The 12,359-nt window shown below is 69.1% G+C and carries 13 protein-coding genes; 11 read left to right on the top strand and 2 right to left on the bottom strand.

What is annotated here, in order from left to right:
* Positions 1 to 63: 63 nt before the first annotated feature.
* From G3I17_RS14885 to G3I17_RS14850, 8 genes are all read left to right on the top strand, one after another.
* On the top strand, positions 64 to 927 hold the full coding sequence (locus tag G3I17_RS14885) for a fumarylacetoacetate hydrolase family protein (protein ID WP_203590202.1): 864 nt from the start codon (positions 64 to 66) through the stop codon (positions 925 to 927).
* On the top strand, positions 924 to 1,634 hold the full coding sequence (locus G3I17_RS14880; RefSeq protein ID WP_164596600.1) for a GntR family transcriptional regulator: 711 nt from the start codon (positions 924 to 926) through the stop codon (positions 1,632 to 1,634). Before G3I17_RS14885 ends, G3I17_RS14880 begins: the two co-directional genes overlap by 4 nt.
* Complete coding sequence (locus G3I17_RS14875) at positions 1,631 to 2,365, top strand: SDR family NAD(P)-dependent oxidoreductase (RefSeq protein ID WP_164596599.1); 735 nt, start codon at positions 1,631 to 1,633, stop codon at positions 2,363 to 2,365. Before G3I17_RS14880 ends, G3I17_RS14875 begins: the two co-directional genes overlap by 4 nt.
* Positions 2,366 to 3,964 (top strand): FAD-dependent monooxygenase, encoded by a 1,599-nt coding sequence (locus G3I17_RS14870; protein ID WP_343238309.1) that lies wholly within the window; start codon positions 2,366 to 2,368, stop codon positions 3,962 to 3,964.
* Positions 3,964 to 4,356 carry a cupin domain-containing protein gene (locus G3I17_RS14865; RefSeq protein WP_164596598.1) on the top strand — a complete coding sequence of 131 codons (393 nt, stop codon included), beginning with the start codon at positions 3,964 to 3,966 and terminating at the stop codon, positions 4,354 to 4,356. Before G3I17_RS14870 ends, G3I17_RS14865 begins: the two co-directional genes overlap by 1 nt.
* The gene (locus G3I17_RS14860) at positions 4,356 to 5,264 is read left to right on the top strand and encodes an amidohydrolase family protein (protein WP_164596597.1); all 909 of its coding nucleotides are present in this window, start codon (positions 4,356 to 4,358) and stop codon (positions 5,262 to 5,264) included. Before G3I17_RS14865 ends, G3I17_RS14860 begins: the two co-directional genes overlap by 1 nt.
* A gap of 79 nt (positions 5,265 to 5,343) precedes the next feature.
* Complete coding sequence (locus G3I17_RS14855) at positions 5,344 to 6,309, top strand: zinc-binding alcohol dehydrogenase family protein (RefSeq protein ID WP_203590201.1); 966 nt, start codon at positions 5,344 to 5,346, stop codon at positions 6,307 to 6,309.
* Positions 6,310 to 6,415: 106 nt separating this feature from the next.
* On the top strand, positions 6,416 to 7,108 hold the full coding sequence (locus G3I17_RS14850) for a GntR family transcriptional regulator (protein ID WP_164596596.1): 693 nt from the start codon (positions 6,416 to 6,418) through the stop codon (positions 7,106 to 7,108).
* Between the two features lie 50 nt (positions 7,109 to 7,158).
* Here G3I17_RS14850 and G3I17_RS14845 read toward each other — a convergent pair whose 3' ends face one another.
* The gene (locus G3I17_RS14845) at positions 7,159 to 7,620 is read right to left on the bottom strand and encodes a PPOX class F420-dependent oxidoreductase (RefSeq protein ID WP_164596595.1); all 462 of its coding nucleotides are present in this window, start codon (positions 7,618 to 7,620) and stop codon (positions 7,159 to 7,161) included.
* Positions 7,621 to 7,658: 38 nt separating this feature from the next.
* Positions 7,659 to 8,057: a hypothetical protein gene (locus G3I17_RS14840; RefSeq protein WP_164596594.1), complete on the bottom strand. Its 399-nt coding sequence runs from the start codon at positions 8,055 to 8,057 to the stop codon at positions 7,659 to 7,661.
* 143 nt (positions 8,058 to 8,200) lie between these two features.
* Between G3I17_RS14840 and G3I17_RS14835 the strand changes: the two genes are divergently transcribed.
* The 3 genes from G3I17_RS14835 (at position 8,201) to G3I17_RS14825 (ending at position 12,314) form a co-directional block, all read left to right on the top strand.
* Positions 8,201 to 9,019 (top strand): hypothetical protein, encoded by an 819-nt coding sequence (locus G3I17_RS14835; RefSeq protein WP_203590200.1) that lies wholly within the window; start codon positions 8,201 to 8,203, stop codon positions 9,017 to 9,019.
* A 376-nt stretch (positions 9,020 to 9,395) separates the two neighbouring features.
* Complete coding sequence (locus G3I17_RS14830; RefSeq protein WP_203590199.1) at positions 9,396 to 10,979, top strand: DNA polymerase Y family protein; 1,584 nt, start codon at positions 9,396 to 9,398, stop codon at positions 10,977 to 10,979.
* A 480-nt stretch (positions 10,980 to 11,459) separates the two neighbouring features.
* Complete coding sequence (locus G3I17_RS14825; RefSeq protein ID WP_203590198.1) at positions 11,460 to 12,314, top strand: alpha/beta hydrolase; 855 nt, start codon at positions 11,460 to 11,462, stop codon at positions 12,312 to 12,314.
* The last annotated feature ends 45 nt before the right edge of the window (positions 12,315 to 12,359 follow it).

Genomic DNA, 12,359 nt, shown 5'->3' with positions numbered 1-12,359 from the left:
GCACACGCAGCCAGGGAGGGGTGATTCAAATGCGCGGCGTTGAGTGGACCTGAGATGCGGTTCGTGACGATCGAACATGCCGGGCGTGAGTGGCCCGGCCTACTGGACGGCGAGGAAGTCGTCCTGTTGAAGGCGGCCGACCTGGTCTCGGTGATCGAGGCGGGTCCGGACGCATTGGTTGCCGCGCGCAACGAGCTGGCCACGGGCGAAAGGTTGCCCCTGGCATCGGTGACGTTGCGCGCGCCGTTGCGGCGGTTCCGTCGCGACGTGCTTTGCACCGGCTGGAACTACTGGGACCACTTCGAGGAGAGCAGGGGCAAGCGCGAGGGGCAGGACATCGACCGGCCCGAGCACCCGACCTTCTTCACCAAGGGTCCCGATGTCGTGATCGGCCCGTACGACGAGATCGCGTACGACCCGGCGATCTCGGCCAAGTGGGACTACGAGGCGGAGCTCGCGCTTGTGATCGGCAGGACCGGGCGCAGCATCCCGGTCGCCGAGGCACTCGACCACGTCTGGGGCTACACGCTGGCCAACGACGTCTCGCAGCGCGACCTGCAGCGCCGGCATGGCGGTCAGTGGCTCAAGGGCAAGAGCATCGACCAGACCATGCCGCTCGGTCCGTGGATCGTGACGGCCGACGAGTTCGGCGACCCGCAGGACGTACACCTGCAGTGCCTGCTGAACGGTGAAGTGATGCAGGACGCCTCGACCAAGCAGATGGCGTACGACGTGGCGACGCTGGTCAGCGAGCTGTCGTTCGGAATGACGTTGCGCCCTGGCGACCTGCTGCTGACCGGGACGCCCGCTGGGATCGGCAACGCGCGGGAGCCGCAGGTGTTCCTGGCCGAGGGCGATGTAGTGGTGACCCGTTCGGACAAGATCGGTGAGCTCCGCAACACGCTGGTCTACCGGGACCTCGCATGAGCAGCCGGCTGGAGTTGTTGCCCGGTGGCGGCCGTGGTGGTCGCCGCACGCTGGCCGAGACGGCCGCGGCTGAGTTGCACCAGCTCATCCTGTCCGGCGAGCTTCCCAGCGGTACTCCGCTCCGGTTGGTCGAGCTGGCCAACCGTCTGGACATGAGCCAGATGCCTGTCCGCGAGGGCCTGCGTCGGTTGGAGGCGCTCGGACTGGTCGACATCATCCCGCACAAGGGCGCCTGGGTCCGGGAGTTGTCGCTGGAGGATCTGCATGACACCCACGAGACCCGGCTAGCGCTGGAGAGCCTCGCAGTACGGGCTGCTGCTGAGCACTTCGGCGAAGAGGACGCAGAGAAGGCTCGTATCGCGTTGGCCGAGCTACTGCAGCTGTCTCGGTCCGAGGACTCCATTGGAGCCCGCCAGGCGCATGCTGACTTCCACTTCGCGCTGTACCGGGCGGGCGGGTCGCAGTGGCTCGCACGGGCTATCGAGCCGGTGTGGCAGAACAGTGAGCGCTACCGGTTCGGTAGCCGGCAGACGGCGTTCCAGATCGAGCAGAACCGGCAGGAGCACCAGGCGATCCTGGACGCGTGTGTCGCCCGTGACGCCGACGCTGCCGAGCAGGCTCTGCGCAACCACCTGGCTGGCGCAGTACAGCGGATCACCGAGACGATGACCTCGAAGCAGAACCCCCAGCGCGAGGTGACGTCATGAAGGTGAGCTTCGACGCGACCGGCGAGGTCGTCGTCATCACAGGTGGTGCGCACGGCATCGGCGCGGCACTGGCGGCGGCAGTGGCCGGCTGCGGCGGTACTGCGGTCGTCTTCGACGTATCGCCAGGCCTGAGCGTGGCTGGGATCGAGTACGTCGAGGTGGACGTGTCGGACCGGTCAGCAGTGGTGAAGGCAGTGGATGGAGTGCTCGAGCGGCACGGCCGGATCGACGGGCTGGTCGCCGGCGCCGCAGTACAGCCGCGCGCTGTTGTACTGGACACGGAGCCAGAGCAGTGGACCCGGACGCTCCAGGTCAATCTGGACGGCGTCGTCTGGGTCTGCCAGGCGGTCGTCCCGCACATGGTCGAGCGGCGTACCGGGTCGGTCATCGTCTTCACCTCGGGGATGGCGTCGACGGGGTTCGCGGGCGCGGCGGCGTACGCGTCGAGCAAAGCGGCGCTGGGTGCCTTCGCCCGGACGCTGGCCGCTGAGGTCGCCGAGTACAGGGTCCGGGTGAACGTGGTCGCGCCGGGGGTGATCGACACCGAGCAGTTCCGCTCTGCGAACATCGGTGCGGATCTGGAGCACTGGCGTGACACGACTGGGATCGGCGATGCCGAGGATGTGGTCGGCCCGTTGCTCTTCCTGTTGTCCGACGCGGCCGCGATGACCGGCTCGCAGCTGACCCGCGAGCGCGCCTTCGCCCGGCTCGACACCTTCAAGGAGTCCTGAGTGTCCCCAGAGTGGTCCGCTGACCAACAGTTGCCCGTGGCCGTCGTCGGCGCCGGGCCGATCGGCCTGACGACGGCCCTCGGCCTGGCGCACTACGGCGTGCCGTTCGTGCTGCTCGAGGAGGACGCGGTGCTCTCCTCGGACACCAAGGCCGGTACGACGCTGACCCGGACGCTGGAGATCTGGGACCGGTACGGCGCCGTCGAGCCCATCCTGGGCGCCGCATTGCGGATCGACGAGATCGGCGACATCGACCGGGCCACCAACACGCCGCGCGCCTCGGTGCAGCTGGCCGAGCTGGTCAACGACACCCAGTTCCCGTTCGTGATCAACCTGCCGCAGCAGACGATGGAGCCGATCCTCGCCAAGGCTTTGGAGCGTGCGGGCGGGTCGGTGCTGACCCAGCACCGGTTGGAGTCCTTCGAGATGCTCGACGACCGGGTGGTACTCACGGTCGACACCCCGGACGGCGTGCAGCGGATCGAGGCGTCGCACCTGCTCGCCTGCGACGGCGGCCGGAGCAAGGTGCGGGACGCGCTGGGTGCCACGGTGTCGGGGGAGACCCTGCCCGAGCGCTACATGCTGATCGACGTGGTGGTCGACCTGGACGTCTCGAACGCCCGCGACTACCCGTACCTCGCCTACTTCTCGGACCGGTCCGAGTGGATGGTGCTGATCCGTCAGCCCAACTGCTGGCGCTTCCTCTTCCCGCTGGCCGAGGGTGCGGACCAGCCCGGCGAGGAAGACATGCTGGTGAAGGTCAAGCAGTTCATCGGCGAGGTGGACCGGATCGAGCTGCTCGGCTCGGTCGTCTACAACGTGCACCACCGGGTCGCCGACCACTGGTCCGCGGAGCGCAAGGTGTTCCTGATGGGCGACGCGGCGCACCTGATCACGCCGATGTGGGCACTGGGCCTCAACACGGGTGCCCTGGACGCATCGAACCTGCCCTGGCGACTTGCCTGGGTACTACGCGGCTGGGCCGAACCGTCGCTCCTGGACGGGTACGAGCAGGAGCAGCGGCCCGTTGCGATCAACGGCTCGGGTGAGATGGCCGAGGCGGCTCGCAAGTACATGTCCCACCAGCGTGGGGCTGTCACCGCCGCCGGGAGCGACTGGGCGACGGCGTACACGCGCACACTGCTCGGAGTACGGCTCGATGTTGATGGTGAAGGCGACTGGTCGATGGTGATGACCAGTGCTGAGCCGCCTGCCGTCCGGGCCGGTGACAGGGCTCCTGACCTTGCGCTGCAGGGTCCACGCGGTCGGGAGACGATCCACGGGTTGTGCCGGGAGTCGTTCGTCGCGCTGTACTTCACCGACGTACGGCGTCGGCCTTCTGTGCCTTTGAACGACTCGCCTGCGTTGAAGCACTACGCGGTGTCCCGGTGGGATGCGCCGCTGGACTCTGGGCTGCGGGACCGCTCGCTGTTCGATCCGGGCAGCATCGCGACCAACCGGTACGGCGTACCGGCTGAGACGGTCGTACTGGTTCGTCCTGATGGGCATATCGCTGCAGTGGCTCCGATGGCGGATGGTGTGGCCGAGGAGCTCTACACCGGGATCACCGGCCGGCCTGTGCCGCGGGAGGGTCTCTGATGAGTTCCTTCGACGAGCAGTTGAGTGAGGTGCTGCTGCAGACGGATGACCTGGAGTGGGTCGAGAAGTCGCTGGCCGGGCTGTCGCACAAGATGCTCTGGCGGGATGAGGTCTCTGAAGCCTCCATCGCGCTGGTTCGCTTCGAGCAGGGCTCCGGGATCCCCGAGCCGCATCAGCACGCGTCGAACCAGTTCATGTTCTGCCTGTCCGGCCGGTACGTGTACCTGCCGACCGGGACGACGCTGACCAAGGGCAGCTTCTACTGGAACCCCAAGGGCGTCTCACACGGCCCGACGATGGCAGAGGAGACCTCTGTCCTCCTCGAGGTGTACGACGGTCCGCACTATCCGGTGCGGCCGTCCTTCTACGACAACGACGAGGACGCTCGCTGATGGCCGGCTGGGACGTCCACACTCATCTGATACCGCCGACTGTGCTCACGGCGGCTTCTCGGCGTGCCTTTGGGCTGGCGGTTGAAGACGGCTTCCTGCTGGTCGACGGCGAGCGGCTACCGCTGAAGCGCCTTGCAGACCCGGCAGCACTGCTGAGGTGGATCGACGAGCAGGAGCTGGACGGTGCTGTGGTCTCCGTACCGCCTGCGCTGTTCCGCTACGACCAGGGCGCCGAGTGGGCAGCACTGGTCAACCAGGGGCTCCGTGAGCTGGCGACGCCGCAGCTGCGCGTGCTGGGGCAGTTGCCCTTGGGGGATCCTTCAGCCGCTTCGGTTGCTTCCGCGCTGGCGGCTGAGGGCGTCTTCAGCGGCTTCGCTCTCGGTACTGCGGGCTATGCCGGGCTGGACGATGTCTGGGAGGTGCTCCACTCGCTGGAGGCCTTCACCTTGATTCACCCGAGCCACAGCCACGACGAGCGGCTCGGCAGGTACTACCTGTCGAACCTGCTGGGGAACCCTTATGAAACAGGGCTCGCCGTGGCCGAGCTGGTGTTCGGGGATGTTGTCGGCCGATTCCCTGGTATCAGGTTCTGCCTGTGCCACGGCGGCGGTGTCACGGCGGCTCTGGCCGGCCGTTGGCAGCGCGGGATCGACACGGCACGGCCAGGAATCGAACCACTCTCGCTGTCGGTGGCCGAGGCCCTGCAGCGGTTCTATGTGGACGACCTGGTGCACGACGACGCGGTACGGGTGTTGCTGGGGGCGACCTTCGGGGCCGATCGGGTGCTGGCCGGCAGTGACTGGCCTTTCCCGATGGGCGATCAGGTGGACCGAGGCCGGGCAGCAGCTCGATCAACGGTGTGCGAACAGCTCACCCGGCCGTTGAAGAAGGGGGCCGTTTCAGCGTGAGAAGGCCTTTTCGTCAGGACCTAGCTGTGATCAGATATCAAATCCAAGGGGCGGATATGCGGACGAGGGGGGTGGCCGGATGAGTGCGCGAAAAGCTTTCGTGCTGCGCAGCTACGGACCCGGCCAGCAGCTGAAGGTCGAGGAGGTGGAGCTGGTCGCCGGGGAGGGCGAGACGCTGGTGGAGATGCAGTACGCCTCTGTCACGCAGCTCGACCGGACAGTGCTCGCCGGCAAGCTGGCCCAGCAACAGGAGCCGCCGTACGTACCGGGGTGTGAAGGCGCTGGGGTGGTTGTCAGCTCCGACCTCTACCAGGCCGGTACTCCGGTGGTGATCCGTGGTGGAGGAGTCGGGGTCTCCCGGCCGGGCACCTGGGGCCAGCTGGCCGTAGTGCCGAATGCGTCGGTGCACCTGTTGCCTGCTGGGCTGGACCCGGCTGCTGCTGTGGCGATGCTGGCTCCTGCGCTGACCGCGCACACCGCAGTACGGCGGGTCGGCCAGATCATGGAGAACGAGACTGTCGTCGTCACGGGAGCGACCGGGTTGGTCGGCCGGCTGTGCGCCGCCGTCGCACGGGCTGCCGGGGCGATGAAGGTGATCGGGCTGGCTCGCAACGATGAGTCGGTCGAGCGGCTGGCCGGGCTGGTGGACCAGATCGTGCGCGTCGATGAGCTGGGGCAGGTCGGCCGCGAGCTGCCCTGGTGCAACGCGGCGATCGACACCGTCGGCGGGCCGGTCACCAGTGGGGTGATGAGCCACATCACCCCGGGCGGACGGCTCGTGGCGCTCGGGTACACGGCCGGCGAGTTCGCCACGCTCGACCTGCATCAGCTGATCGGCCGGGACCTGCGGGTGCTGCCGGTGAACATGCAGCGGACGACGATCGAGCCCGGGACCGTCACCCAGGTGCTGACCGACATCGCGCCGTCGAAGGTATGGCCTGAGCTCGAGATCGTCGCGGCGCCGCTGGTGGAGGACGCCCTGGATCTGCTGGCCAGTGGACCGGCCGACCGACGGGTGCTGCTCGACCTGGGGATGTTCTTGTGAAGTGGCCAGGGGCAATCCGCGCAAGATGTGCCGCAGATCGCCGACGGCCAGCTACGGTTACCTCCCAGATGCGCGTGCAGTGATGGAGAGAGGCAGCCCACACCCCATGACCCGACGACTCGAGCTCACGCCCGGGGGACCGAGCGGCCGGCGCACACTCGCGGAGGAAGCCGCCGCCGAGTTGCACGAGCTCATCTTGTCCGGTGAGCTCCCGAGCGGTACGGCGTTGCGGCTGGAGGAGCTGGCCAAGCGACTCGACATGAGCCAGATGCCGATCCGCGAGGGGTTGCGCCGGATGCAGGCGCTCGGGCTGGTCGAGATCGTGCCGCACAAGGGTGCCTGGGTCCGCGAGCTGTCGATGGAGGACCTGCGCGACACCCACGAGACGCGGATCTCGCTGGAGACCCTCGCGGTCCGGGCCGCGGCGACGCGCTTCAGCGATACCGACGCGGCGCTGGCCCGGGCGGCGCTGGCCGAGCACGTGCGGCTGTCGAAGGCGGGCGACATCATCGCTTCGCGGCAGGCCCATACGGAGTTTCATTTCGCGATCTATCGCGCCGGCGGGTCCCGGTGGCTGCCGCGGGCGATCGAGCCGGTGTGGCAGAACAGCGAGCGGTACCGGTTCGGCTCGCGGCAGACGAAGGCTCGGATCGAGCAGACGCGGCGCGAGCACCAGGCGATCCTGGACGCCTGCTTGGCTCATGACGAGCCCGGTGCCGAGGCGGCTCTGCGGCAGCATCTGGAAGGCGCCATGCAGCGCATCACGGAGACGATGGCCCGCCGGTACAGCAAGGATTAGCTGGCTTTGGCTTTGGCCTTGGCCTTGGCCTTGGGTTCTTTGGTCTTGGTTCAGGCGAGGTGCGCTGGGAAGCCGCCGGTGGCGACCGGGCCCCAGCGCTCGGGGGTGATCCGGATCAGGCACTTGCCCTGCTTGCGCATCGCCTCGCGGTACTCGTCCCAGTCGGGATGCTCGCCGGAGATCGCGCGGTAGTAGTCGACCAGAGGCTCCACCGCGTCCGGCAGGTCGATCACCTCGCCGGTGCCGTCGATCTGCACCCACGGGCCGTTCCAGTCGTCGGACAGCACCAGCACGCTGGTCTGCGCGTCCCGCTTGACGTTGTTGCTCTTGGCCCGTTCCGGGTACGACGAGATGACGATCCGGCCCTCGCCGTCGACGCCACCGGACACCGGCGAAGCCTGCGGCGAACCGTCCGTGCGGCGGGTGAGCAGGAGCATGTGATGGCGCGGGCGGACGAACTCGAGCAGCGCGTCGGTGTCGACCTGGGTATTGGTGGCAATCGATCTCGGCATGCCTCTACCTTCTCAGATCCCACCGACATGGCGAGGCCTCAGAGCACGGCTGTTTCCTGGAGCACCGCTGTTTCCTGGACGCTGAGCCAGCGGGCGCCGTGCCGGGCTGACGGGTCGGCGACCAGTACTGCGGTGGTGCGCCGGCTCGAGCCGATCGAGTGCACCTCGAGGAAGCGGCAGACGGTGACCTCGGCGGTCCGGATCAGCAGCTCGAAATCCTCGATCCCGATCTTCAGGCCCGGTACTGCGTTCCGCGAGCCGGCCAGCGCCTCCATCAAGGCCGGCAGCGCGAGCTTGCTGCCGTCGATCGCGACCAGGGTGAACTCGGGTCGATGGGCGTGCCGGAGCGTGTCGAGCAAACCTGGCTCGGCCGCGCTGCCCAGCCAGCGGGCGAAGTCCTGATGATGCTGCTCGACCTCGGCCAGAAGATCCTCCACACCCGGTCCTTTCACTGGAGATCCGCCACCGTGATCAGCGCGCAGGTCCTGAGTCCAGGGAGGAGCCCGGGTTCCGGACGGGTTGTCCACAGCTCGCGGTGGGTCGATTGACAGAAGTCGAACAGGTGTTCGAACATGGAGGGGTGACGGGGACTTCTGCGACTGAGCTGCCTGCGCGTCCGGCTGAGCGGAGCCGGGTGACCGCGCTCGATCAGGCGCGAACGCTACTAGCCCGCGCCCAGGAGCAGAAGGCCGCCCGGCTCCGGCAGGCGACGGACGAGACGGTGATGCCGACCGTGCTGGCGCCGCGGACGACCGAGACGCGGGTCCAGCAAGCGCTGGACACGGCCACCGTCGACCGGGAGCTGCCCACTCTGCCGGCCATCTCCGGCCTTCTGTCCGGAGCCGTACTGCGAGGTGGCTCGGTGTACTCGGTGCGCGGGTCGACGTCACTGGTGATGGCGATGATGGCCGGACCGTCCGCCGAGGGTGCCTGGTGCGGAGTGGTCGGGATGCCGTCGTTCGGGGCGGAGGCGGCGCGCAGTCTCGGCGTCGACCTCGACCGGCTGGTGCTGGTGCCCGACCCGGAGCGCGACTGGCTGAGCGTCGTCGCAGCACTCGTCGACGCCCTGACGGTCGTGGTGGTCCGGCCACCGGGAGAGGTGACGCCGGGGGAGGCCTCCCGCCTGTCGGCCCGCCTGCGCACCCGCGGCGCGATGCTGATCGCAGTCGGCTCCTGGCCAGGCAGCGAAGCCCGCCTGGAGGTGCAATCCAGCACCTGGACCGGCCTCGGCGCAGGCGAAGGCCTCCTGACCACCCGCCAGGCAACCGTCGCCGTCACCGGCCGAGGCGCCGCCGTCCGCCCCCAACAACACCACCTCTGGCTCCCAGCCCCCGACGGCACCATCCGCCCAGCCCACCCCACCGCCCCCTCCCTCACCCACTGGGAAGCAACCGGCTGATGCCCACCCCAACCTCCCCCCACCAAACCCCGTCACCCCACCCGAAGCCAGCCTCACCCCACCCGGAGCCGCCTCCATCCCACCCAGCACCACTCGCAATGCCTCGTGTAGAGCTCGCTTTGTCTACCCCCGAACTGCTCGCCCCAACTGCGGGAAGCTGCTCGGCCGAGCTGGTGCGCTTACTCGAAGACGTCGCGCACCGAGGAGTCATCGGCTGATGAGCACTCTCCGCACCCCAGCATCAATCACCCCACTCCACCCAGAGCAGCCCACGACACCCCACACAGAGCCCGCTTCGGCTCTCCCTGAGCCCTTTGCCTCGCCTCGTCCTGGGGTGCTTGCGCCGGCTCGGGGGAAGGCTGGTGGCGGTCGGGGGATGGCGAGTCGGGTGATGGTGGTGTGGGTTCCGGATTGGCCGGTGACGGCGGCTGCTGGTGCTGCTGGGTGTTCGCCGGAGGCGCCGGTCGCGGTGCTGGCGAAGGGGCGGGTGCTGGCCAGTTCGGCGGCTGCCCGGGCCGAGGGGGTGCGGCGTGGGTTGCGTGCGCGGGATGCGCAGTCGCGATGCCCGGAGCTGGTGGTGCTGAAGTACGACCCGGTGATCGACGCCCGCGCCTTCGATCCGGTGATCAGCTGTCTGGAGGCGCTCACCCCCGGCATCCAGGTGATCCGCCCGGGGATGTGCGCGCTGAAGGCCCGTGGCCCGAGCCGGTTCTACGGGAGCGAGTCCGCCGCCGCGGAGAAGCTGCTCGACCGGCTCGAGACGTTCGACGTACCGGGCGGGCGGGTCGGGATCGCCGACGGACCGTTCGCCGCGGAGCAGGCGGCGCGGGCGAGTTCGGCGCGGACGCGCGTGCTGGTGATCCCGAGTGGCGGGTCGGCAGAGTTCCTCGCGCCGCTCACGGTCGACACACTCGAGCGACCCACCCTCACCGACCTGCTCCGGCGGCTCGGGCTCCGTTCGCTCGGCGCCTTCGCGCAGTTGCCGGCGACCGAGGTGCTGACCAGGTTCGGCCCGGACGGCGCGTTCGCGCACCGGCTGGCCCGTGGTGACGACGAGCGGCCGGTGGTTGCCCGGAAGGTCCCACTCGAGCTGGCCCGCAAGCTCGAGTTCGAGCCCCCGGTGGATCGCGTGGACCAGGTGGCGTTCGCAGTACGGGCCGTCGCCGACGAGCTCATCGAGAAGCTGACCAAGCTCGGCCTGGTCTGCACCACCCTGCGAGTCGAGGTCGGTACCGAGTCCGGCCGGGTGCACGAGCGGGAGTGGTTGCATCCCCGCTGGTTCAGCCCCGCCGACCTCGTCGACCGGGTCCGCTGGCAACTACAGGGCAGCGGTACGGCGACCAGCGAGCTGACGTCACCCGTGGTGCGGATCCGGCTGATCCCCGAGCAGGTCGATCCGGTCGGTGCCCACGTCGACGGCCTCTGGGGAGGCGGCCCCGACGAGCGGATCCACCGAGCACTGTCCCGGGTGCAGAGCATGCTTGGCCACGGCGGGGTCGTCTCGGTGGTGGTCGGTGGCGGCCGGGGTTTCCTGGAGCGGCAGACCCTGGTCCCGTGGGGCGATCGTCCGGTGCCCGCCAACCCACCGGACGTTCCCTGGCCAGGTGCAATCGCCGGGACGGGAAGCCGCTGGCCGACACCGGCGCCCAGCTCCATCTACCCGACGCCAAAGCCGGCGCAGGTGCTCTCAGCAGACGGCCGGCAAGTCTCGGTGAGCGCCCGCGGCGTGCTGTCCGGCGCCCCGGCCGCCTTCCGCTTCGAACCATCCACACAAGTTGCTGACAGCAACAAACTCCATCCGGTCACCGCCTGGGCCGGCCCCTGGCCGGTGGACGAACGCTGGTGGGACGCCGACAGCGAGAACCGCCTGGCCCGCTTCCAGTTGGTAGGCGCCGACGGCCGCGCCTGGCTCTTCGCAGTACGCAACAACCAATGGTGGACAGAAGCAAGCTATGACTGACCAAACCCTCCCGCCTGCCTGGCACTGCAGGCTCTCAGCCGCACGGCACCTCTCCTACGCCCGGCACGACGGGTGCTACGCCGGCCGGCGTCCAACGCGAGCCCGGCACTGCCGGTACTTCACCCAGCGGCGTCTGATGCGTGCCCGGTACTGCCGGTGCTGCCGGGCTTTCAGCGAGGAGCAACTGTCGTGTGCCAGGCATCGTCTACGCACCGCCCGTCATCGGCGCCGGCTCCCAACCCAGCGCCACTTGTCGTGCGCCCGGCGACATCTCCTCGCCGCCCACCGTCAGCGCCATCACCTGCCGGCGCAACGCCACCTGTTGTGCGCCAGACGCCACCTCCTGGCCGCCTGCTACCTGCTGCCGAGCCACGACACCGCAGTACGGCGATCTGTCTCTCGCCGACCCGTTCCCAGCAGGCTGACGTGAGCCCGCCCGGACCGCCATCATGCCCCCTGAACCCGGCTAATCTGCGCATCGTGGACCAACGATTGACGGTCGCCGGACGGGTGCTCGAGTACAGCGTGTACGGCGACCCGGCTGGGCCGCCGGTGATCTATCACGTCGGAACGCCGAGCACCCGATGGCAGCGGCCCGGCGCGCTCCGGGCCGTCGAGGAGTCCGGCGTACGGATGGTCGTGTCCAGTCGGCCGGGGTACGGCGGATCCACTCGTCAGCCGGGCCGGACCGTGGCGGACGTGGTGGAAGACATGACCGCGCTGGCGGACGTACTCGGCTGGGATCAATTCGCGGTCGGCGGTGGATCAGGCGGAGGCCCGCACGCGCTAGCTTGCGCGGCGCTCATGCCATCCCGCGTCACCCGCTGTGCACTCATCGGAAGCACCGCACCTCCGTTGGTCGACGGCCCCGAGCCGAGCGACGACGAAGCGGATCCACGGCGCGATCGCACGTCCTGGCTGGCCGCCCGCGGTGAGGAGCGCATCCGGCCGTCCCTCGAGGAGACTGCCCGGAGCATCATGGCGGGGATCGAAGCGGGCGCCCCCGAGCTTCCGCCGGACCCGCACAGTTCTGGCCCGCCGGCGCCACCCGCCCGAGACGATCCGGACGCGATGGCTCGCCTCACCGCGACCTTCGTCACCAGCCACGACGGCTGGGCCGACGACCTGGTCGCCATCGCCGCCGACTGGGGCTTCGACCTGGCCGACGTCCGGGTCCCTACCAGCATCCGCTTCGGCTCCGCCGACGTCCGCGCCCGTAAGTGCGCCGAACTGCTCGCCGCCGACCTCCCACATGCCGAGCTGACCCCGTACGACGGAGGCCACATCCCACCGCCACCAGCCTTCCGAACCATGCTCCAATGGCTCACAGGCTGACCCCCGCAGGTTCGCCGGTGATCCAGCGAGCCACCCCGGAGGCTG

The organism is Streptomyces sp. SID13031, assembly GCF_010548305.1.
Classification (GTDB): domain Bacteria; phylum Actinomycetota; class Actinomycetes; order Propionibacteriales; family Kribbellaceae; genus Kribbella.
The sequence above is the reverse complement of the archived record's forward strand: the minus strand, read 5'-3'. Positions and strand labels throughout refer to the sequence as shown.

Coding starts and splice junctions, on each gene's coding strand:
- G3I17_RS14880 (WP_164596600.1), top strand. CDS start 924: ATGAGCAGCCGGCTGGAGTTGTTGCCCGGTGGCGGCCGTGGTGGTCGC.
- G3I17_RS14875 (WP_164596599.1), top strand. CDS start 1,631: ATGAAGGTGAGCTTCGACGCGACCGGCGAGGTCGTCGTCATCACAGGT.
- G3I17_RS14865 (WP_164596598.1), top strand. CDS start 3,964: ATGAGTTCCTTCGACGAGCAGTTGAGTGAGGTGCTGCTGCAGACGGAT.
- G3I17_RS14860 (WP_164596597.1), top strand. CDS start 4,356: ATGGCCGGCTGGGACGTCCACACTCATCTGATACCGCCGACTGTGCTC.
- G3I17_RS14855 (WP_203590201.1), top strand. CDS start 5,344: ATGAGTGCGCGAAAAGCTTTCGTGCTGCGCAGCTACGGACCCGGCCAG.
- G3I17_RS14850 (WP_164596596.1), top strand. CDS start 6,416: ATGACCCGACGACTCGAGCTCACGCCCGGGGGACCGAGCGGCCGGCGC.
- G3I17_RS14845 (WP_164596595.1), bottom strand. CDS start 7,620: ATGCCGAGATCGATTGCCACCAATACCCAGGTCGACACCGACGCGCTG.
- G3I17_RS14830 (WP_203590199.1), top strand. CDS start 9,396: ATGGCGAGTCGGGTGATGGTGGTGTGGGTTCCGGATTGGCCGGTGACG.